This is a genomic window from Maribacter sp. Asnod1-A12 (assembly GCF_045063735.1).
In the GTDB taxonomy this organism is placed as follows: Bacteria; Bacteroidota; Bacteroidia; order Flavobacteriales; family Flavobacteriaceae; genus Maribacter.
In genome coordinates this window covers 1199874-1222921 of record NZ_JBEFNZ010000006.1, presented here as the reverse complement: position 1 = coordinate 1222921, position 23048 = coordinate 1199874, and the positions used below count along the sequence as shown (strand labels likewise).

The window sequence follows — 23048 nt, the reverse complement described above, 5'->3', positions numbered from 1 at the left end:
GTAGTTTCTTAGAGTTTTGGTAATTCAATTTTAAAGAAAATGGTATTGTTGTTTTTACAAAGAAGTTTTCAATATAGTCTAGCCAAATAAGACTTAAAATACTAGCTATATATTCTGATTCTGTACCTGGGCTATTTATTTTCTATAAAATGAATATTTGATTGTTCATTTAAAAATCCATTTAAACAAAAAGTCTTTTTTGTTGTAAAGCTAAATCCATAATTTTTAGCGACTTTTAAATATACACCAACCTTTCGGCATTGCCAGAAAGTTCTTATTACGTTTATGTTTTGTTGTAAACGTTTTATTTCTTTTTTATGTCAAGCCACAAAGAATATGCGCCAAAAATATAAGCAGTTAGCCTAATCAAAAAGATTTGACGGACTTGATTAAAAAGTGCTAAATTTTGGGTTAGGTACCAAAATCTACATTAATTATAGGCCTTATTGGCATACGTTTTTATTGTTAAAATAAATCTTAGTTAGTTCTATTAATGTAAATATTTCCATCTTTCATTACAAACATTATATTGTTTAATGTGCTGATGAAGTCATTAACGATATCTCCTTTTACGGCTATAATATCGGCATTTGCTTGGGGGTGTATATAACCGATTTCATTTTCTTTTTTTAATTGAACTGCCGAAATATAAGTACTAGATTGTAAAATGTTCAAAGGCTTCATGCCCGCTTCAAAATAATAGGTAAACATATCTTTTGACGATTTTCCTCTAGTTGTTTTAATATCTGTATAATTATCTGAACCTGCTACTATAAGAACACCCTCTTTTATAGACTTGTTTAATCTCTGTTCCATGTTGGTGATGTAGCCGCTAATCCAGTCTAATTCACTTTCATCATAGCCTGCTAGTTTGGAGTATTGGTTCATATACCATTTACTATTTTCTGTAGGCACTAAAAAAATTTGCTTTTCAGCCATTTTAGTTAATGTGCTGTTAGCTAAATTAAACCCATGCTCTATACCATCTACGCCAGCTTCAATGGCATTTAAAGCAGATTGATTGGTAACGCAATGAGCTGTAACCGTTAAATTGTATGAATGGGCTGTTTTAACAATAGATTTCATTTCATCTACGGTTAAAAAGGTTTTGTTAGGGATATTGTCGGCACAAATTTTAATCAAGTCTACATTTTGGTTGACGTGTTCATTAACAGCATTTTTAGCATCCTCGACACTTTTTATGGTTCGATACTCTAAATCAATAATGTTTTGGTGCTCTGGTAATACACCATAAATCTGCCCGCCTTGAGCGCTTAAGATAGGTCCGGAAGCAAAAATATGTGGACCATCTATGGTGCCTTCGTTAATAGCATCACGAAGTGCAACATCAAGATATAGTCCTGAGTTTCCTAAGTCCTTAATACTTGTAATGCCTTCATATAAATAACTTTTAGCTCTTTTTGCGCCACGAAGCACTCTTAATGCATCACTTTCCATGGTTAGAGAGTGAACACTGTGTTTTGCAAAATCTTCGTTGGCATCTTGAGAAAAAAGTACATGCGTATGTGCGTCTATTAATCCAGGGAGAACCGTATATTCTGTTAAATCAATTACTGGATTATTAGAAGGTAAAGATTCAAATTCACCAATAGAAATAATTTTTTTTCCTTGAATTTGTATAAGCTTGTTTTTTATTAGCTTATTGTTTTTACTGTCGTATAAAAAACCAGCTTTTATATAGGTGCTCTTTTTTTGTTGTCCTATTATTTTGACTTGAGAAGAAATAACTAGTATGATTAAAAGGATAAGCGTTTTATACATGCTTTTTTGTTTTAAAATGTATGCCAATGATTGAGCTATGACAAGTAGGGCTGGTCATAAGCACTTAATTTCGGTCTTGAATATTAAGCCAAATCAAAAGATTTGGCGACCTCACAAATATATACAAGCGTTTGAATTACGCCCTTTTTTCCTATTTGCTAGAGCCATTATAAGCCATAGTTTTTATTTATCTACCAATTAGCTTGTCAATTCGCCTTTTGTTTTCCTGTTGCAATAACGAAGGAAATAAATTCATTAAAATATTCGGTATCATCATTGTTAGTCCGAATACAAAACTTTGATTAAAACATTGATAAATTGCAAAAAATGATACAAAGACAAATCCGATTAAGTGGCTTATTTCTGAAAGAGTCATTTCGTGACGTATTTCGGTCAAATCTGTTTTTTTGTTTTCCACCTTTATTTTTTGATTAAAGAATTTGAAGAAAGTATTTTTTACAATCCACTTGAAGTATTTAATTCCGATATTTTTATTTGTAGTTTCACTTTTTATGAAGTTAAAATTTGATATTTTTTTATAATATTCAGTTTTAGCAAGAATAGCATTAATTATCATTCCGACTATCCACGATATAAATGACATTGATATTCCAAATATAAATCCAACGATTAAGTGTTTCGGTATCATTTTTTAACGTTAAATATATGGCAAGTTGGGCAGAAAATAAGCGATTACTTTCGGTTTAACCACAAGCCAAATCTTTTGATTTTGTTTTAATTTTTCTCTTTAAATACCAAATCAAAAGATTTGGCGACTTAGAAAATAGACACTAACTTTATGGTTAAACACTAATCGCCCAATTTGCTATATATAGTGTTGGCAATTCGTTTTTTTACATTTGGTTAAATCTTACTGTAATTGGAAGTTTATGCCTTCTCGCTATTCTAAAAAGTTCCGTTAATCTGTCGTATTGATGGATTTGAACTTCTTCTGGATACAGTTTTCTAATTAGAAAACCCTCTTTCTCATTTGTTTTTGGATTATCAAAAAGATATAATTTTCTATCTTTTATAGGAATCCATTCAATTTTCTTATTTCCGTTTTCAGTTGTTTCGAATTTTATAAATTCCCTTTTCTCATTTTCTTTATCAAATGTATGTTGAGTTCCCCAGTATGCATCATAGCCACTTGCTCCTCTAAGACTGGTAGTTTCGTATTTTGATTGGATTTGAATCATCTGATATCCATAGTTTGAATAGTCAAAGAGATATACAAATTCTTTAATGTCATTCAGATACTTTTCTAGAATTGTAATTTCTATTTCGGTGATTTTTTCCCAATAATCTTCTGAATCACCACGATTTGTTTGAGTTTGTTCGAACATCTTTTTAAACACATCTATTACATCTGTAGAAATCCTGTTCGAATAGGTTGGAAGTGTCCAAAATTCCAAAGTCCTACCAGGCAATACTTCTAGTTTTTTAGAAGTCCTCTCTATTAGATTGTGACTCCAATTTTCTAAATAAAAATTAAGGTTATTGGGAAATTCAATGATTGAAAATTTATCAATGGTCGATGTGTCTATTTCAAATTTCCAGCCTCTTATGTCACTATATTCATTAGAATAGTCTATTCCGTTGCTAGATTCAGATTTCTCTCCATTCTTACTATTTCCAAAAATATTTTTCAACATAGTTTATTCAATGATTGCCAACGTACGTATAAACGTACCAAGGTAAGTTTATCACTTGTTTTGGTTACTAAAGTGTACCTAGCTAATATACCACTAAAGAATAAACCTACAATTAACCCGGTACATTCCTGAGCGAAAACCACAATCATAAACTATATGCAATAGGAATGACTGAAAACAACAAACCAACTAACCAGTCTGTTTTTTACTGGTAAAATCAGTTCAAAGTTTTGGAAACAAACGGCAATCTTCACCTTTGTATCGACAAAATGCAAGGCGTACGAAGTTATAAGGGTATTTGGAGTATTTAACAAACCAAGTGGTTTGTTTTTTTGCGGATTAGACAAGCTATTTTAGCGCAGTTTTCTTGCTTTTATGTTGGCTTATTTGTTATCTAGAACTTGTTTGAATTCCACTATTTCTGAGAGGTAGATTTCGTTCAAATATTCATTATAATAATCGTCTCGTTTTGAGCCTATATGTTCTTCTGCACTACCAATATTCTCTCTTGCTTTTTCAATTTGCACTAGTTTTTCATAAGTCTTTGCTAAACCAAAATAGGACTCTGGAACGTTTTTAGATTGCTGCAATGCACGTTGAAATTCTGTAATTGCTTTTTCGTAATTACCAAGTTCATATTCACAAAGTCCCAGGTAAACAAAACTGTGAATATCTGCCCAGTCTTCTTTTTGGTTCTTGATATTCCTATTAAACATTTCAATTGCTTTTGGGTAGTCTTTTTTTCCATAATAACATTCTCCACGTAAAAAGTCAACACCCTCTCCCCAAGGCGCATCAACAACATTTGGCGTAAGACTATCTAGGGTGTCAAAATCAAGCAAAGCCTTGTCATAATCGCGCATTTTGCGTAATCTGATCCACCCGCGATACCCCAAATATTTTTCTGGGTCAAGTGCTACGGCTTTGTCCAAATATTCAAATCCTTTATTGAAATCTCCGGCTTTGTTATAGGAGACGGAACGCTCCATCCAAGCATCGCTATTTTCTGGGTCGTATTCCAGTGCCTTTTCATATTGATGAGTAGCCACAAGAAAGTTCGATTTCTTGGTGTCCGGTTTTATTTGCCACCAGATGGTTGATCCAATAACCACAAATACAATTATGGACCCCAAAAAAATGAATAGGTATTTAAAAAATTTCTTCAATTTTTCCGTTTTTAATTTTTAATCTAATAAGGTTGTAGGTCTTATATTCTTTGTCTCTTTCCCAATTGGTTAAACTCAGTGCAATGGTCTCCAATTCTTTTATTAATGCTCCATTATTGAATACCGTAGGCTCGTAATTTTCGTCTATTTGAAATGTTTCCATTTTGCAAAATTCTCCTGTTTTAGTAATATACAGCCTCAAGGTTATAAAACCGCTACTGGGTGTTATGTTGGTTTCGGCTAGTTGAATATCCCTAAAAGCGTTTCTAAGGGTAGGGTTCTCGCCTTCTATTCTGCTATTGATATAATTTGCCCAATAAGGCATTGTACGTTCGTCGCAGTCGTTAGTTTCTTGCGAAAATGCTAGAAAGGGTAGAATGGTTAGTAGGAGTAGGAGGTTTTTCATTTAGTTGGTATGCTATAAGTTTAGGCTAAAGGAGATTTTATTTGTTTTTTTTCAGTTCTTTGTTGGTTTTAGTTTTTATTTCAAATTTTAGTAATTCACCTAGTTCAAACGATTTTTGTTTCGACCAACCTCTTGAAAGATGATTCATTGCTAAAATGTTGGTTCTCGTTCCTAAAATGTCAAAATCAGCAATTTTGTTTTTTGTGATTTTAAGATTATATAACTTTTCAAAATATTCAATAACTTCATTACCATGAATAAAAATTATTTTCGGTTTTATAGTTTCTAGTAAAAATTCAAAAACAGAACTTTCTCTATCTTCAGACATTAACTCATCTGCAGTTGGTGTAGCTTTTACAAATAAATTAGTTTCTAAAGTTTTCAAAGGCTTTATTGTTTCGACAATCCATTCAATTCTTTGTCTTGTGCTGCTCAATTTATTTCGTCTGGTTTTGTTTGGCTTTAGAGGTGTTAATTTCCTTTCAACAATATAACATTCAAGCCATTTAGGTTTATTAAATCCGTTCTTTTCAGACCAAAAATTCCAAAAACCATTTTGCATTTCAGTTGCTGAATTTATTCCAACAATAAATATTTCACAGTCTAAAGGGTTTCCTTCGCAAATTAAAGGTCTTGGGTTTTCATAATTCTTTAATTTCTCTCGCAAACTCTTTTCAAATTCTAATAATTTCATTCAATTCAGCGGGGTTTTTGGAAATTAATCCTAACGTTTATTAAGTGTTGGCAACCGTTTTAAAACTAAGGTAGAAACAAAAGACGGTACATTCTTCTTAACTGACGAAGAAATTAAGACATGGGAGCTTGAAGAATGTATTGAAAAAGGAGATAAGAGTTACGCAACCATATTAATTAAAGAATATTAAATGTTTACAACGTTTAAGCTAAGATTAGTTGCGTTGTGAAATCCGACAGGATTTCCCATCGCGAACTAAGATAGCAAAATAGCTCTAGATTTTCCATCGGAAAATCCGGAGCAATTAATTTTAGGTATTGTTAGCGGTATTAAGCAGCGCATGCCAAACCCTGTAGACAAGCCAAACGGACAATACCCGTAGTTTTGCCGCATTTTCCATACGACGACAGACTTAAGCGGACATAAATATAGTTTAGCGGACTTATTATGCTTAAACAAATAATGACGAACCAAAAGTCCGACTGCATAAGGATTGCGCAGAGATTGCGTGCTGGCGGCAAAAGGAAAAACCCCGAAAGCTGCTCTTTTTTTGAGCCCAAACCAAACGATTTAGATATGCTTAAAATACAAAAACCGTAGATTTTTTGCTTTTCTGATAAACGTTGCTACTTGCGAATTGAGAAGAAAATATAGGGTAAAAAGTAAAAAAGGAGTAGGGTTGAAGTTGCTCTAATTTTTTAAGAGCTTATTGCCGTTAACGGCTGGTGTAATTTTAGTTGCGTTATATTAGCGACTAATTTACTAAACTTCAACTAGCCATCGTTAAATTCCGCAGGAATTTATAAGTAGGCGAGTAGAAGCAATTAATTTTACACTTTGTTGGCAACAGTGTTTATTTTCTTTCTTCAATCTGTTTTAAATGCCTTTCAGTATGAAATAGACTAAAGTTCAACCAGTCTGTTATTGTCATTTCGCCTAGCAAAGGGTGATTATGGATTCTATTGTCAATTTTCACTTTTTCTGTTTCAAGGTCATTTTTTAAAGATTTCCTTAAATCAATAAATGCAGAATTAAAATTAGGAAGGTTCTGAAAAAGTCCTTTAGGGAGAAGTAAATCTGGTGATTGAACTTTTTTGTCTCGCTGGTCTATTAAAACAGCTTCCAGCTTATTTTGTCCAAATAACTCCTTAGTCTTAGATTCTTTATCAGAAGGTTTAGAAACAATACTATAAATAACTTTGTCAGCAAGATAAATATGTTCTAAAATTTCTAACACACTCCATTTCGAACCATTTTTTTCAGTCAGTTTCTCAATTGGATATTCTTTAACGGTCTCCAGTAGTTTATTTGTGTTTTGTTCAAGTTCCTTAATATATTTTTTCATTTCTATTTTTCTTATATTGTCGCCAACGTACGTATAAACGTACCAGGGTATGTTTATTTCTTATTTTGGTGGTTAAAGCGTACCTAGCTAATATACCATTAAAGAATAAACCTACAATTAACATATTACATTCCATTACGGAAAACCATAATCATCATAAATTTTATAGAAATAAGTACCCAGAAGTAGAACCAAGAAGAGAATCAACCTAAAAAACAACGAACCGACCAAGTAGTCGGTTTTTTACGTGAAGCATGTGTTTAGAATTGTTGAAAGTAACGATAGCAATCGCTATTGTATCGATAAACTGCAAGGTGTACGAAGTATAGAGGGGAATTTTGAAAGAAAACAAACCAAGTAGTTTGTTTTTTAGTTGCGTAAAGCAGCTGTTTTAGAATAAACTTTGCTGTTTAACAGGGCTTTCATGGTTCAATAACCATTGTTTTCTGTGCAATCCGCCAGCGTAACCGGTAAGTGAACCATCGGTACCAATAACTCTATGGCAAGGCACCACGATCCATAACGGATTTCTGGCATTTGCAGAGGCGGCAGCTCTGGTGGCGTTGGGATCACCTAATAATTTGGCAAGCTCTAAATAAGACTTCGATTTTCCGTAAGGTATGTTCTGCAGTTCCACCCAAACCTTCTTTTGAAACTCGGTTCCGTATGGGTTTAGTTTTAGATCAAACTGTGTTCTTGCGCCTTCAAAATATTCGTTCAGTTGATACACGGCATCTTCTAAAGACTCTGGTATCACATCGGTAAGTGGCTCATCAGAATTTAAAACGGTAATAGCCGTAAGGCCGTCAATGTCGCCCATAATTTTGGCAACGCCAAGGGGTGTTTGTATGTAAGCAACATCGGCCATGGTGGTATTTGCTATTTATTCGTCTGGTGACGTTGGCTTTTCGATCACTCCAGTTGCCTGAGCGCGTTTTTCCCAATTTTTGCGAGCAAGACTCTGCAAATCGGCAACATTGTCGCTCTCGTCCATTATTTCGAGCCCTAAGAGGGTTTCAATAACATCTTCCATAGTTACAATACCACTTACTGAACCATATTCATCAACCACAAGAGCAATAGCCTGTCGTTTTTGAATGAATATTTCAAATAAGGTGGGTATCGGTGTACTTCTACGGGTTACTAGAATTTCGCGTTTAATGTCTTTCAGCGGAATGTCTCCGTTCTGGTTGATCATCTCTTCCAAAACATTATCCTTTAAAACAAAACCGGTAATATTATCAATGTTATTGGTGTAAACAGGAATTCTAGAAAAACGTAATTTAGGATTATCAGTAAAAAATTCGGCAATTGTTTTCTCGTCAGACGCTATTTTCATTACCGCTCTTGGTGTCATAACATCTTTGACCAGAACTTCATCGAATTTCAATAAATTTTTAATGATGGTAGATTCAGACGTTTCAAAAACACCTTCTTCATGTGCCATATCCGTCATCGCATGAAAATCCTCGCGACTCAACACACTACCATGGTGATTGCCACCGCCTACCATTTTGGTAAACAAACGTAACAACCAAAGCAAACCGGTATATTTTAAGCCCAAAACCATAATATTTAAAGCCTTGGTAGAAAAGTTTGCTAACTGTTTCCAGTACGTAGCGCCAATGGTCTTTGGTATAATCTCTGACGCCACCAAAATAAGAATGGTCATTATGGTAGATACAACACCTACCATTAAATCTTCTGTAAACGATATACCAAATATAGATTTGGTTTCGCTACCGTATAATTCCGCATAAGCCACTTTTGCTTGTACACCTACCAAAATTGCACCAACGGTGTGGGCTATGGTATTTATGGTCAATATGGCAATTAAAGGTTGATCTACATCTTTTTTAAGCGCCTCTAAAGTTTTGGCATAAGAATGACCTTCTTTCAGTTTTACATTGATGAAAGTTGGGGTAATACTCAACAATACCGCTTCTAATATAGAACACAGAAAGGAGAAGAAAATAGAAATGAATGCGTAAAAAAGTAGTAAGCCCATAGGGTTGTTTTATAAATCGAAGATATTAATAAAAATTCTAAGGTTGGTGCTGTTTTGCGTTATCAAGTGCCTTATAAAATATTTGTTGGATGGATGGACGGATATTTAAGTTGTAAATATTGCGATTTTCTCTCGTAGGATATACTCTATTCGATAAAAATATATACACTAATTGATTTTCAGGATCTGCCCATACAAAAGTACCCGTAAAGCCACTATGCCCAAAGCTTGATGCGCCAACTTCTGGTGCAGGGTAGGCATCGGCAATTTTAAATGTATTGTTATTTAAGTAAGGTTTATCAAAACCCAAACCTCTTCTATTATCGTTATCGGGATATTGAACTTTAGAAAATTCTTTAATCGTCTTTTCAGAGATGTATTGCTTACCGGCATAAAGTCCGTTTTGCATGAACATTTGCATGATAATCGCTAAATCATCTGCAGTACCAAACAGACCTGCATTGCCAGAAATGCCACCCAATAAAGAGGCATTTTCATCATGTACCCAACCTTGGGTCAGCGTATGTCTGTAAATAGTATCTACCTCTGTAGGTACAATTTTGTTATTGAAATTTTTGGTGCTAGGCAGAAAACCGAAGGTTTTCATACCAAGTGGTTTGTAAAATTCCTGTTCCATATAATCTGCATACGGTACACCGGTAATTTGAGTAATGAGCTCAGGAAAAATAAGAAATGTGAGTCCGGAATATTTGTATTTTTTCTCTGCCGATACTTCAGAACGATTTATAATTTTGTACATTTTTCGGTTGAATCTATTTCTTACATAGATACCATCAAATGCCTCATTGCTAAATTTGTTATTCGGTTTTCTGCGGATGAATCTTTTTTTAAACCGACCGTTATTTTTTAAAGTCTCATTTAGGAATACGACATAAGGTTGAAGTCCCGCCTGATGCGCCAAAATCTCCCGAAGCGTAATATTTGCTTTGTCTTTCTGTCTTTTCCAAGGTTTCCAATAAGTGCTAAAAGGAACATCTAAATCTAACTTGCCTTCATCAACCAATTTCATAATTGCAGGTAGCGGACCTAAAATTTTAGTGACCGAGGCTAAATCATACATGTCATTTAAAGCTACCGGCTGAATGCTATCGTAGGTGTGAAATCCGTATGTCTCATGAAAAATTATATTACCTTCTTTAGCGATTAAAACCTGAGCACCAGGGAAAGCGTTATTTTTTATACCAGTTGTTACAATACTATCTACACTGCGATAAATAGATGCGGAATCCAACTCGTAAGCAGCCAATGAAGATGCTTGCAAACTAGAACCCGCTGGAAGCAGAAGCGGTTTGTTAGTTGTCTCTTGTGAAACAGCCAAACAGCTAATTAAACCAAATAGTATAAAAAATATTTTATTCATGAATAGTAATTCTGTTGATTGACTATCCTAATAATTTTACGGCATCTTTAGCGAAATAGCTGGCGATGATATTTGCACCTGCGCGTTTGATTGCAGTCAGCTGTTCCATCATTACGGCATCATGATCTAACCACCCTTTTTCAGCGGCAGCTTTTACCATGGCATACTCTCCGGAAACTTGATAAACGGCAACTGGCACATCTACCTCATTTTTTATTTCACGTACAATATCTAGATAGCACAATCCTGGTTTTACCATAACGATATCCGCACCTTCATCAATATCCATTTGAGTCTCACGAATAGCTTCAAATCGGTTGGCGAAATCCATTTGATAGGTGTTTTTATCCTTAGGTACATTTTTAATATCTACCGGAGCAGAATCTAAAGCATCTCTAAACGGACCGTAAAAAGCACTGGCATATTTTGCGCTATAGGCCATAATACCGGTGTTTAAATATCCCTCATCTTCTAAAGCTTCACGAATGCTAAGAATACGACCATCCATCATATCACTAGGGGCAACAAAATCTGCACCTGCATTGGCATGCGAAACACTCATTTCTGCTAGAACCTCTACACTTTCATCATTCAATATTTCTTCGTCAGCAACAATACCATCATGACCGTAAGAAGAGTAGGGGTCAAGGGCAACATCTGTCATGACCAACATTTCTGGACATGCATTTTTAACGGTTTTAATGGCTAGTTGCATTAATCCGTTTTCGTTCAAGGCTTCAGAACCTTTGTTGTCTTTTAAATTATCAGGCACTTTCACAAAAAGTAAAACCGATCGCAAGCCCATGTTCCAAAGTTCTTTGACCTCTTTGGTTAAATTGTCTAAACTAAGGCGGTAGTAATTTGGCATAGAAGGTATTTCTTCCTTAATGCCTTTGCCCTCAACAACGAACAACGGTACTAAAAAATCACTTGGCGAAATAATGGTTTCCCTAACCAAACTTCTAATGGCTTCATTGCTACGTAATCTTCTTGGGCGTATAAGTGGGTACATAATTTTATATTTTATTGCTTATTCAGATTCTTTACTCTTTTTAATGATTGCTTTTAGGCGTTCTTTTCTTAACGCGGCTTCTTTCTTCAATTTGTTCTTCTTTCTATCCATTAGCTTGGCGTGCTTTGCTTTGTTCAATGTGTTTTTAGCCTTGCCTTTTTTTGCCATACCTGAATATTTAAATTCGAACTTTTATTGCTTTAATTATCAAGAGGTAATTTACTAAAGCATATCTCTCAAAGTTTCTACAAAAATAGGGGAATTTGAATAATGGGGACGGGGGTTTTTGCTTAATTTTATTAGTTACCGATTACTGATTCTTGAAATATTAATACCTAAAGGAAAATCAATAGGTGATTTTTATTCAACTTCTAGTAAGTGAATAAGAGAGGGCGAATAAAGGGCTCTGTTTTCAAATTAAATCTATAATTTGTAGGCGAATTCTTATTTAGCTTCAAATTGATTTTATAAAATACTTCATGAGTAAATACATTTTAGTTTTCTGTTTAACTTTTCTCACCGTATCTACTAATTGGGGTCAAAATACGAATCCTGAATTAGGGGTAAAAATTGAAAAAGTGTACACGTTAGCTTTACAAAATGTACAGCAAGGACTTCAGGAGGCTAATAGCTTATTGGCGGAAATTGATGATTATGAGAGTTATTACGATAAAGCGGTAATTTACACTGTTGTAGCCAATATTACGATGTGGAATGGTAAGTATGACCAGGGTATAGCATTAATACAAAAGGCAATAGATTTAATAGAAGGCAAAGAACATGATATGTTGTATTCTCAAGCACAACAAATACTTGCTTATGCATATATAGCAATGTACAGATATGGTGACGCATTTAAGTTGTATTCTAACATGATTGTTGATGATAAGTTTGGGTCTAATGAAAATAGAGCTTTTTTTAGAAAAACGTCTAAATTCGATTTTGGGGTATTAAATTCTTTAATTGGAAGGAAGAAGGAAGCACTTGCGTTATATCTGGAAGCAGAAAAATACCAAATAGATTCTAAAATGGTATCTGCTTATTGGGAGCAAAAGGCACAACTATATATTGCAAATTCTTTTTATTTTTTTAATAAAAAAGATTCCGCAAATTATTATTACAATCGGTATAAAAATTTAGAAAAGGAACAGGGTGAGACACTTGCAATACCATACGTTCATTGGTATGAAGGAAATAAGGCTTATTATGACGCTGATTATGAAACGGCCATAAAAAAGTATAATCAGTATGAAAAGTCATTGACTGATAAGTTTAATAAAACAGATGACGAAATACAGATTAGAAAGGCTAGGGCATTTTACAGCATCGGTCAATTAGATAGTGCTTTAGTGAATCTTGAAATGGTCAAAGATTCTAATTATTTAAAAAAGCAGGCATATTTAAATCCAGAGTTTTTCAAAATTCAACATGATATTTATTCCGATAAAAAAGATGAAAAATTGGCGGATGAATATTTGATGAAATATATAGCGGCACAGGAAAGATTCGGTCAATTTAAAATGAACACTCTAGGAAGTTTATATGAATTAAAGGAAAATGAAACTAAGGTTGAGCAAGAAATAGTGAAGTCAAATTTAAAATTCTATAACAACTATTTATGGATTGCTTTGGGTGCGCTTTTTATTATTTTCATTTCAGTATTTGGTATTAAACAGAGAAAAGACGCTAAGAAGTTTAAAGAACTAATGGCTCGAAATAGTACTAATTTAGAAACTATTGCTCCGAAATCTGTTGAAATTGATGAGACTCCTACTCTTAATGATGAAAAGGTTGAAACACTAATACATCAAATTAATCAACTTCGAGAACAAGATTTCTTTCTAAAACAAAAAACCACACTACATAATACAGCCAAGAAATTAAAAACCAACACTTCTTACCTTTCGACGATTATCAATAATAATTTAGGCACTACATTTTCAGCTTTTGTAAATGATATTAGAATCGATTATATCGTAAATGAACTAAAAACGAATAAGCAGTTGCGTTCTTATTCTGTGAAGGCCATTGCAGAAGAAATTGGGTATAAAAGTGCAGATTCTTTCAGTAAATATTTTAAGCAGAATACAGGGTTATCGCCATCATCGTATATTAAAAAATTGAATAAGGAGAAATTAAATGAAATTTCAATGTTGTAATCATTTTATGCTAAGAATTAAGCTTAAGTCCATCTCTATTTTTTTATTGATTTGTTGTTTTTTAGGCAAAGCACAAACTGAACAAGATTTAGAGGGTATATCAGATAGTTTAATAACTAATCTTCAAAAATTTTATAGTGAACCTTATGAGACAAGTGAGCAAACATTATCTGGCTTATATAAAATACATAAGAATATTGATACTTATAATATTAAAGAGCAAGTAGCTATTTATCTTGTTTTAGTTGATTTTCAAATATCAGAAGGCTTGTATGATGAAGCTATCCAAAACTCCCATATTTCACATAATATGGCTAAAGAAAATGGTTTTGCGTACGAAGCGGTACTTTCTGATTTTCATTTAGCCTTGGCATTTCAACAGAATTATGAGTATGATAAATCTTTTGAACTATTTAAGTCGCTGGCAGAATTAATTAATGATAGTAATTATGAGTATTTGGCTATTCTATCTGAAATAGAAATGGCATTGTTTTATGAGAGAATTGGTAAATACCGGGATGCATTAGACATAAAACTCAAGATCGTTAAAACAAAGGGAGATTTTTTAAAAAATAGATGGAATCCTGTATACCATCGTCAGTTTTTAGATATGTCCAATTTATATAATGAACTGGGAATAAAAGATTCAACCTTGTTTTATAGAGAGCTATATGAAAACAATATTGATGAATCTACAGCGGATGGGCGAGAACATTTTTTATTATTAAAAAACAAGGCTAATATTGATTTTAAAGATGGCAAGTTTAGAGAGGCTATTGATAATTATAGAATTTATAGTCATTGGGTTGTTGAAAGGTTTAATGAATATGATTCTCCTTTGCTTATCAATAAAAGTAAAGCCCACTTAGCCTTGGGCGAAGTGGATAGCGCATTGAATAACTTAAATCTGATTAAAAGCGGACCAATGTTTTTAAAGGAGCAAAAATATATTTCTCCAGATTTCTATAAATTGTACATAGATATTTACCAAGAAAGAGGTGAGGAAGATTTAAGAAAAGAATATGAACAAAAATATTATAAAACACTAGAAACTTATAATTCGTTTAAATTTAATACGCTAGATAATCTCTATGACATAGACAAGCAGCGTATTCAAATAGAGAACGCCAATGCAGCCAATGATTATAGGAGTACATTAAATTATTTATGGATTGCCTTGGGGTCAATAGTTATGTGCTTCATAGGTTTTGTTCTATGGAAACAAAAAAGAGAAAAGAAAAAGTTTGATGCATTAATGCAAAGAACGGAGAACAAAACACCACTAAGTGCACCACTTGAACCTAGCACCAATACTACTGAAATAAAAGACGAGAAGGTTGAAGCACTAATCAATCAAATAAGAGAATTACAAGTACAAGGCTTTTTTCTAAAACAAAAGACAACCTTATATAACACAGCAAAGAAATTAAAAACAAATACGTCTTACCTGTCTACCATTATTAATACCCATTTAGGTACTACATTTTCTGCTTTTGTGAATGATATTAGAATCGATTATATCATAAACGAACTAAAAACAAATAAGCAATTGCGTTCGTATTCGGTAAAAGCCATTGCAGAAGAAATTGGGTATAAAAGTGCCGATTCATTTTCCAAATACTTTAAGCAAAGCACCGGTTTGTCACCTTCTACTTTTATAAGAAATATCAATAAAGAGGGGTAAATGCCATTTTTCATGCAGCGTAGATAGTAATTCATGTTTTATCACTTCGTTTAAAACAAATATCTGATAATCAGATAATTAAAATTAGTTCGAGCACCCTATTTTTATAAATTTAGGGTGGTATGACTTGTTTTAAAGAGATAAACAGCCCTTTCTTTACGAAAAGATTATCGCTCATCTTTAAAAATTAAACGATCGTTATTAGCTAACATTTTTAATTGAAGTTCGATGTCATTTTTTAAATCAAAAAAATTAATAATTCATCCTTAAAAATTTAAATCATGAAAAAATCAATTATCGCATTCGGTATTTTAGTTAGTACAGTATTTAGCACCGTAAGTGCCAATACGAACTCAGGAAATAGAATCTCTAAAATCAACGAAACAAAAATTTCGCATATATCGCCAATGGTATTAGCGATTGTTAAAGATGATGTAGCGGTTGTGAAAAGTTTTATCGCTTATGGAGCCGATATAGAGCAAGTATCTAATACCGGAGCTGAAATGACAGCTTTAATGTACGCTGCTCGCTACAACCAATTAGATATTGTAAAAATACTAGTTGCAGAGGGTGCAAGTACCTCAAAAGAATCTAAGATTGGAGCAACGGCCTTAGACTATGCCAAAGTCTCTGGAGCAACAGAAGTAGTTGGGTATTTAAACAGCTTGTAAACTCCTAAACAAGTCATCAAATAAAGCTATTCAGATGTATAAATTATCTGAATAGCTTTAACTAATAAGAAGAAATTATTATTAAACCTCACTTTTTAAGCTAGCTCTATGTTTATATTTTTTAATTATCTAATAGCTAAGTTGTTGTATGTATTTTGGCTTCCTGGTTTTTATAATTATGGAATACTTTTACTTACTTGTAAGGTGTTAATTACACTTTCTCTACGGAAGAAACTACAAAAATTGTAACATTTCTAAAATTTTGAATACTTATAAATAAACTAAATGCTAACCATCAAACTCTAAAGAATATGCTTTCGATTACAAATTTGAATAAAACGTACCCAAACGGTACAAAAGCCTTAAACAATGTTAATCTAGAAATTGGTACCGGTATGTTCGGCTTACTTGGTCCTAATGGTGCAGGCAAGTCCTCTTTAATGAGAACTATTGCCACATTACAACAGGCAGATAGTGGTCATATTGAATTTAATGATATTGACGTTTTCGGTGAACCAGATGAACTTAGAAAAGTTTTGGGGTATTTACCTCAAGATTTTGGAGTCTATCCAAAGGTATCTGCAGAAATGATGCTAAATCATATTGCAAAAATAAAAGGTATTCAAAGTAAAACGGATCGTAAAGCATACGTTGCCGATTTATTGAACAAGGTAAATCTCTATAAATTCCGTAAGCGTAATCTAGGCGATTACTCCGGTGGTATGAGACAGCGTTTTGGTATAGCACAAGCATTAATCGGTAATCCTAAATTGATTATTGTAGATGAGCCAACAGCTGGTCTTGATCCTTTAGAACGCAACCGTTTTCATAATTTATTGAGCGAGCTTGGGGAAGATGCCGTGGTTATCTTATCTACCCATATTGTAGATGATGTTATCAATCTTTGTGAAAACATGGCAGTGTTTAATGAGGGTAGAGTAATGGTGCAAGGGCACCCCATGGAGCTTACAAATACCTTGAACGGTAAAGTATATAGAAAAAACATATCTAAAGAGGAAATTGAACTATACCAATCAGAATATAATGTACTGTCCAACTATTTGCGCGGGGGGAATTTATATGTAAATGTCTATGCAGAAGGTATGCCTGGTGAAGGATTTGAGAAAGTTGCCAATAACTTAGAAGACTTTTATTTCTATAGTATTAACCAACCACAAACCGTATAGTCATGAAAGAAATATTCTTATTTGAGCTAAAGTATAGGCTTAGAAGACCGGTCACTTATATATACATATTTATCATGTTTTTAATACCCTTGCTTCTTGCGGTATTTGATAAATCTAACACGGCACAGTTTACCAATAGTCCTAATAACATTGTAGGTGTATTAGGAGTGCTAAGTATATTGGCATTGTTTTTTTATGCTGCTATAATGGGAGTACCTGTATATAGAGATGAAGAGCACAAAACCGCGCAGACCTATTTTTCTTTTCCAATATCAGAAAAAAATTATATTCTAGGTCGTTTTTTTGGCAGTTTTGCTATCGTGACAATTATGAATTTGGCTGCCATGTTCGGCACTATGTTTGGGTATGTTCTTGGAGCACTTTTAGATCGGCCTGATTATGGTACGTATACCGATTTTAATTTTTGGTCTTACTTTTTTCCTTTTGTATATTTTTTAATGTTTAATGCTTTTTTAGTAGGAAGTATCTTCTTTTGCTTGATGACCTTTTTTAAACGCATGTCTATTTTGTATTTAGGGGGTATCATACTTATGATTATTACTACGGTAGCAAGTCAATTAATGGTATCATTAGATACGCAATGGCTAAGTGTCTACGTAGATCCGTTTGGTGAATCTGCTTATGGATATTTAACTAAATACTGGTCGGTATCAGAGTTAAATACAACCCAGTTGGCGCTAACAGGTAAATTTATGCTTAATAGGCTTTTATGGTTGAGTGTCGGTATTATTATCTTCATATTTACCCTATTAAAATTTTCTTACAAAGGCTTTTTAACTTCTAGTAAAAAGAAAAGTAATAAAGAAAACGATGATGTTTATGAAGTCTCTGAAACAGTAAACGTAAAGCAGAGTTTTAGTAAAAAAGCACAAAGAGAGAACTTGTGGTCATTAAGTAAGATAGAATTTTTATCCGTTATCAAAGAGACTGTATTTCTTGTTTTAATTGTAATTGCCGTAATAACTGCTATTTTTTCAACTTATCAAGTTAATCAGATTGAAGGTACACCTTCATTACCGCTAACAAGATTTATGGTTGAAAATATTGGTAGCATTTTATTAATGTTTTCTATAGTTATTCTAATTATTTATGCTGGTGAAGCCGTGCATAGAACACGTAAAAATAAAACATTTGAGTTTTATGATGCCTTACCTGTAACCAACTCAACACTTTATTTGTCAAAAATAGTTTCTCTTATAGGGGTTGCTTTATTACTAGCATTGCTAAATATAGTTGTAGGTATTTTATACCAAATAGGTAACGGTTATTTTAATTTTGAGTTGGGTATGTATTTGACTTATAGTCTTACAGATACATTTCCTTTCTATGTAGCTATCGTTTTATTGGCATTCTTTATTCACGTTTTGGTGAACAATAAATTTTTAGGTCATTTTTTAGTTGTTATTATATACTTTGGTTTGCCAATAATCTTAGGGCTTGCGTTTAGAAGTAATAATCCTTTATTGATATTTGGACGAACAACATCTAGCTTTTTAAGTGATTTAAACGGATTTGGACATTATCTAACAGGGCAATTTTGGTTGAGTTTTTATTGGATACTTTTTACTGCAATTTTAGCAAGCATTGGAGTTGTTTTATGGAATAGAGGTTTCTATTCTTCTATGAAAGAAAGATTTAAAATTGCCAAAGAAAGGTTCAGGGGAAAGACACTGACTTATACATTATTATTTGTTTTTGCATTCTTTACAGTAGGGGCTTATAGTTATTATAACCTTAAAGTTTTGAATAATTTACAAAATGGAGATTATTGGGAAGAGCTTAATGCAGAAGCGGAAAAAAAGTATACTAGGTTTATAGATAAGCCGCATATTGAGATAATAGATTTAAAAGCTAATGTGGATATTTTTCCAGAGACCCGTGGGGTAGATGCAAAGGGAGATTTTACCGTAATTAATCCTTCTATAGTACCTATTGATACTGTAATGATGGAGGTTAGATTTCCTATTTCAGATACAAAGATTACGAATGTTATTTATAATGGAAACGAAATTAAACCTGTAGTAAGCGACAGTGTTAATCGTTTATTTCTGTATAAACTACCAGAACCCTTGCAACCAAAAGATACAGCTAACTTAATTATAGAAACAAAAGCACGTACTCATGGCTTTGCAATGGGCAGAGAAACTGATATTTTAGGAAATGGAACTTTTTTTAATGACGGCATATTTCCTTCATTTCATTATGAAAGAAAACTGATAGAAAACGGAGTGCGAACAAAATATGGTTTAAAAGAACTGGATTTTATCTTACCTCCAAGAACGGATAGTGTGGCAGTAAGGAAAAACGGATTTAATGAGGATAGTCACTTTATGAATTTTGAAGCTACCGTTAGTACTGTAAAAGGGCAAATAGCAGTTGCGCCAGGTATTCTTACCGAAAAATGGGATCATGACGACAGAAGCTATTATAATTATAAGATGGAAGAGAAATCTGATTATTTTTTCAGTTTTGTCTCAGCTGATTATGAGATCGAAAAAGATACTTGGATAGCGCCTAGCGGTAAAAAAGTGAATATAGAGATTTATCATTCTCCAAAACATAAAAATAACTTAGAGCACTTTATCAAAGGGGTAAAGGTGTCTTTAGATTATAATTCCAATAACTTTTATGAATATCCTTATTCGGTAGTAAGAATTATTGAGTTTCCGGCACATACCATTTTTGCTCAGTCATTTGCGACTACCATACCTTTTTCTGAAGATTTTGGGTTCGTGGCAGATTATTCCAATTTAGAAAGTTTAAATCATGCTTTCAGTACAACGTCTCACGAAATTGCCCATCAGTGGTGGGGTCATATTGTAACGCCTAGTAATACTTCTGGTTCAAACATTATTTCAGAAACCTTGGCAGAGTACGTTTCGTTAATGACCATGAAACAAGAATATGGCGAAAATGGAATCAAAGCATTCTTAAAACCCTCCTTGGATATATATCTAACTAGAAGGTCGTTCAGCTTTAAACCTGAACGCCCATTAATAGATGTAGAGACCGCTCAGCATATTTGGTATCAAAAAGGTTCTATGATCATGTATGATTTACAAGATGTTATTGGCGAGGATGTCATAAATGCCGGACTCAAGAAGTTTTTAAATGAGTACAAGTATTTTGAGAAAGGGGTATACCCCACTTCTGAAGATTTTTATAAAGCGATTTATAATGTTACTCCAGATTCCTTAAAATACAAGGTTGATGACGGTTTCAAAGAGATAGTTCTTTATGAAAATCGTGTGATGGATGCTAAAACCAAAAAGTTAGATAATGGGAAATGGGAAACTACATTCACAGTCAATTCTAAGAAAATTTATTATGATGATACAGGTAAAGAGAAATTGATTGATGATAAGAAGAACTTGGTAGATGTTGGGCTTTTTGGCGAAGATATTACCGGTGACGATGGTGTAACTATCAAGAACCCATTTTACTTTGAATTAAAGTGGCTTTCAGCAGGTGATAATACATTTACTATTGTTACTGATGAAAAGCCATTAAAAGCGGGTATTGATCCGTATAACAAGTTGATCGATCGTAACTCTGATGACAATCTAGAAACGGTAGAAGAGTAATTAGGTCTATGTAAATCTTATACAAGCTTATTCAAAAGTTGTCGGCAAGTTAACTATAGACAACCATTTCACTAATATTAACATTTATGTTTTTAGTAGGGGGTAAACCAATGTTTACTCCTTGCTAAAGATTATTATGCAAAATTTTAATTATGAGAGCAAAAAAAATATTCTATCTGCTTATTACATTAATAATATTACTATCTAGCTGTGCAGGTGCTAACATTGACAAAATTTTAAAGCAAGGCACTGTACTTCAAGAAGATTATAAAACTACCATTCCTTTTACTTACGATAGTATTAATGATTGGATTGTACTAGAAGTAGAAATAAGGGGTAAGACTTATAATTTTATTTTAGATACAGGTTCTTCAAATATCATAACAAAAGAACTGGCAGCTGAGCTGGATGTTAAAGTACTTGGCGCTGAAGAAATTAAGGACACCAATGCTACCTCAAACACAACTGAGTTTACACGGGTGAATTCTATTAAAATAGGAGGGATTAATTTTCAAAATACAATTGCTGGTATAGTTGATTTAAATAAAACTACGGCTTTGAGCTGTGCCAAAATCGATGGACTAATTGGATCTAATTTAATGAGAAAAGCTATTTGGGATTTTGATTTTCAAAATCAATTAATAACTATTACTAGTGGAGAGGATAAATTAGACATTCCAACACAAACCATAGATACTAGATTATATATTGGTGCTGCAGGGGTACCAGCTGTTACTTTAGAGATTAATGGAGAGAAAGTACTAAACAATACGGTAGATTTTGGAAATGGTGGTAATAATATTTTGAGAATAGACCGTTTTCAAGAACAATTAGATGCCAATCTAATAAGTAAATATGTAAAGGGAAGTAAAAAATCTTTTGGTGCATTTGGTCATACAGAAAACCAACCATATTACTATACCATCATTGATGAATTTAAAATAGGTAACCATACTGTTAATAATCTAATTACAGTGGTAGATGACGGTTATAGTAATAAGTTAGGTTTAGCATTCTTTAAAAATTATAGGATAATCTTAAACTGGAAAAAGAAAAGAATGAGAATGATAGAAGTTACCAAAGCAGGTAACAATTCTTATGAAACTTATGGTTTTTCTATACTTTATGAAGGCGAAGAGACCTATGTAAATGGAATTGTAGAAGGCTCTAGTGCATCTCAATATTTAATACAAGGAGACAAAATCTTACATATTAATGACACAAGTTATGTGAACAATACAAAAGAGCAGCGTTGTGCTAACTTGGCTAATGATTTTGGTAAAGAGACAGGTTCATTATCCATTACAATTTTGAGAGAGGGAAAAGAGCTTACGTTTGAAATATTGAAAACTAAATTACTTTAAGAATAACTGTTGAATAGTTTAAACTCCATATAACATATTTGAGAAATAGTTAAATCTGTTCGTATTATCATATTACGGACAGATTTTTTTAGAAGTCTCCATTAAGTCATTAATTGGGTAGTGATACAGAACCTAAATTTCTATCTCTCCAATCAAGTAACAAACTCCATTACCCGATATTTTTACGCGGTCTCCAAGATATTCGCATTGTATATCGCCACCACGTTCAGATAGTTGTTTTGCAGATAGTGTTTTCTTATTCAGTTTCTCTGACCAATAGGGTGTAAGTGTTGTATGCGCAGAACCCGTAACAGGATCTTCAGGAATCCCGCATTGCGGTGCAAAAAAACGAGATACAAAATCTACTTCGTTACCTTTTGCCGTAATAATGACTCCTCTACAATCTAATTCATTTAATAAATGAAAATTAGGAACAATAGCTTCTATTTCAGCCTGAGATTCATAAATAAGCATGTAGTCGGTTTTGCCTTTAAAGGTTTCTACAGGTTGCTTGCCAATTGCTTTTGATATGTTAGTTTGTTCTGAAACAGCAGTTAAATCATCCGTAGGGAAATTCATAGTTAATAGTCCCGATTCACTTTTTTGAACTAATAACTCTCCACTTCTTGGAGAAATAAACCGCAGCGTATTTTCTTTGTAACCGTAGTAATTAAAGATGACGAAGGCAGTGGCAAGGGTAGCGTGCCCACATAAGTCCACTTCTATTTCTGGGGTAAACCAGCGTAGCTCATAATGATTAGTATTCTTAACAGCGAATGCGGTTTCTGCTAAGTTATTCTCAGCGGCTATTTGTTGCATTAAATCGGTTTCTAACCAACTTTCAAGAATACAAACCGCTGCCGGATTTCCGCCAAATAGTTTGGATGTAAACGCATCTATTTGATAAATTTTTTGCTTCATGTAACTAA

The 23048-nt window shown here is 33.2% G+C and carries 19 protein-coding genes; 6 read left to right on the top strand and 13 right to left on the bottom strand.

The features are described 5' to 3' along the window. Positions 1 to 477: 477 nt before the first annotated feature. The 12 genes from ACJJVP_RS05050 to ACJJVP_RS04995 all read right to left on the bottom strand — a co-directional run bounded on the left by ACJJVP_RS05050 (position 478) and on the right by ACJJVP_RS04995 (position 11617). Positions 478 to 1782 (bottom strand): amidohydrolase family protein, encoded by a 1305-nt coding sequence (locus ACJJVP_RS05050; protein WP_405411335.1) that lies wholly within the window; start codon positions 1780 to 1782, stop codon positions 478 to 480. A 187-nt stretch (positions 1783 to 1969) separates the two neighbouring features. After that, a complete protein-coding gene (locus ACJJVP_RS05045; protein ID WP_405411333.1) occupies positions 1970 to 2431 on the bottom strand; it encodes a hypothetical protein in 462 nt (153 codons plus the stop codon). Between the two features lie 205 nt (positions 2432 to 2636). Further along, positions 2637 to 3437, bottom strand: a complete 801-nt coding sequence (locus ACJJVP_RS05040; protein ID WP_405411331.1) for a hypothetical protein — start codon at positions 3435 to 3437, stop codon at positions 2637 to 2639. Between the two features lie 383 nt (positions 3438 to 3820). Next, positions 3821 to 4603 (bottom strand): tetratricopeptide repeat protein, encoded by a 783-nt coding sequence (locus tag ACJJVP_RS05035; protein WP_405411329.1) that lies wholly within the window; start codon positions 4601 to 4603, stop codon positions 3821 to 3823. After that, positions 4587 to 5009, bottom strand: coding sequence for a hypothetical protein (locus tag ACJJVP_RS05030; RefSeq protein WP_405411328.1), 423 nt, complete (start codon positions 5007 to 5009; stop codon positions 4587 to 4589). The genes ACJJVP_RS05035 and ACJJVP_RS05030 overlap by 17 nt, the downstream gene beginning before the upstream one ends. Before the next feature lie 37 nt (positions 5010 to 5046). Beyond that, positions 5047 to 5703 carry a hypothetical protein gene (locus tag ACJJVP_RS05025; protein WP_405411327.1) on the bottom strand — a complete coding sequence of 219 codons (657 nt, stop codon included), beginning with the start codon at positions 5701 to 5703 and terminating at the stop codon, positions 5047 to 5049. An 853-nt stretch (positions 5704 to 6556) separates the two neighbouring features. Beyond that, complete coding sequence (locus tag ACJJVP_RS05020; RefSeq protein ID WP_405411325.1) at positions 6557 to 7048, bottom strand: DinB family protein; 492 nt, start codon at positions 7046 to 7048, stop codon at positions 6557 to 6559. A 391-nt stretch (positions 7049 to 7439) separates the two neighbouring features. Beyond that, a complete protein-coding gene (locus ACJJVP_RS05015; protein ID WP_405411324.1) occupies positions 7440 to 7916 on the bottom strand; it encodes a methylated-DNA--[protein]-cysteine S-methyltransferase in 477 nt (158 codons plus the stop codon). A gap of 15 nt (positions 7917 to 7931) precedes the next feature. Continuing rightward, the gene (locus ACJJVP_RS05010) at positions 7932 to 9056 is read right to left on the bottom strand and encodes a CNNM domain-containing protein (RefSeq protein WP_405411322.1); all 1125 of its coding nucleotides are present in this window, start codon (positions 9054 to 9056) and stop codon (positions 7932 to 7934) included. A 37-nt stretch (positions 9057 to 9093) separates the two neighbouring features. Next, complete coding sequence (locus ACJJVP_RS05005) at positions 9094 to 10437, bottom strand: serine hydrolase domain-containing protein (RefSeq protein ID WP_405411319.1); 1344 nt, start codon at positions 10435 to 10437, stop codon at positions 9094 to 9096. A 22-nt stretch (positions 10438 to 10459) separates the two neighbouring features. After that, positions 10460 to 11449, bottom strand: coding sequence for a porphobilinogen synthase (hemB, locus tag ACJJVP_RS05000; protein ID WP_405411317.1), 990 nt, complete (start codon positions 11447 to 11449; stop codon positions 10460 to 10462). A gap of 18 nt (positions 11450 to 11467) precedes the next feature. Beyond that, on the bottom strand, positions 11468 to 11617 hold the full coding sequence (locus ACJJVP_RS04995) for a hypothetical protein (RefSeq protein WP_167333088.1): 150 nt from the start codon (positions 11615 to 11617) through the stop codon (positions 11468 to 11470). Positions 11618 to 11928: 311 nt separating this feature from the next. Between ACJJVP_RS04995 and ACJJVP_RS04990 the strand changes: the two genes are divergently transcribed. The 6 genes from ACJJVP_RS04990 (at position 11929) to ACJJVP_RS04965 (ending at position 22119) form a co-directional block, all read left to right on the top strand. After that, positions 11929 to 13608, top strand: coding sequence for a helix-turn-helix domain-containing protein (locus tag ACJJVP_RS04990; RefSeq protein ID WP_405411314.1), 1680 nt, complete (start codon positions 11929 to 11931; stop codon positions 13606 to 13608). A gap of 7 nt (positions 13609 to 13615) precedes the next feature. After that, positions 13616 to 15292, top strand: a complete 1677-nt coding sequence (locus tag ACJJVP_RS04985) for a helix-turn-helix domain-containing protein (RefSeq protein ID WP_405411311.1) — start codon at positions 13616 to 13618, stop codon at positions 15290 to 15292. Between the two features lie 281 nt (positions 15293 to 15573). Then, positions 15574 to 15963 (top strand): ankyrin repeat domain-containing protein, encoded by a 390-nt coding sequence (locus tag ACJJVP_RS04980; protein WP_036151175.1) that lies wholly within the window; start codon positions 15574 to 15576, stop codon positions 15961 to 15963. 311 nt (positions 15964 to 16274) lie between these two features. Further along, complete coding sequence (locus ACJJVP_RS04975) at positions 16275 to 17150, top strand: ABC transporter ATP-binding protein (protein WP_036151176.1); 876 nt, start codon at positions 16275 to 16277, stop codon at positions 17148 to 17150. Positions 17151 to 17152: 2 nt separating this feature from the next. Next, complete coding sequence (locus tag ACJJVP_RS04970; protein WP_405411307.1) at positions 17153 to 20755, top strand: ABC transporter permease/M1 family aminopeptidase; 3603 nt, start codon at positions 17153 to 17155, stop codon at positions 20753 to 20755. Positions 20756 to 20907: 152 nt separating this feature from the next. Further along, on the top strand, positions 20908 to 22119 hold the full coding sequence (locus ACJJVP_RS04965) for an aspartyl protease family protein (protein ID WP_405411306.1): 1212 nt from the start codon (positions 20908 to 20910) through the stop codon (positions 22117 to 22119). A 132-nt stretch (positions 22120 to 22251) separates the two neighbouring features. On the opposite strand, the gene ACJJVP_RS04960 is transcribed toward ACJJVP_RS04965, so the two are convergent. Continuing rightward, positions 22252 to 23040 (bottom strand): PhzF family phenazine biosynthesis protein, encoded by a 789-nt coding sequence (locus ACJJVP_RS04960; RefSeq protein WP_405411303.1) that lies wholly within the window; start codon positions 23038 to 23040, stop codon positions 22252 to 22254. Positions 23041 to 23048 lie beyond the last annotated feature (8 nt).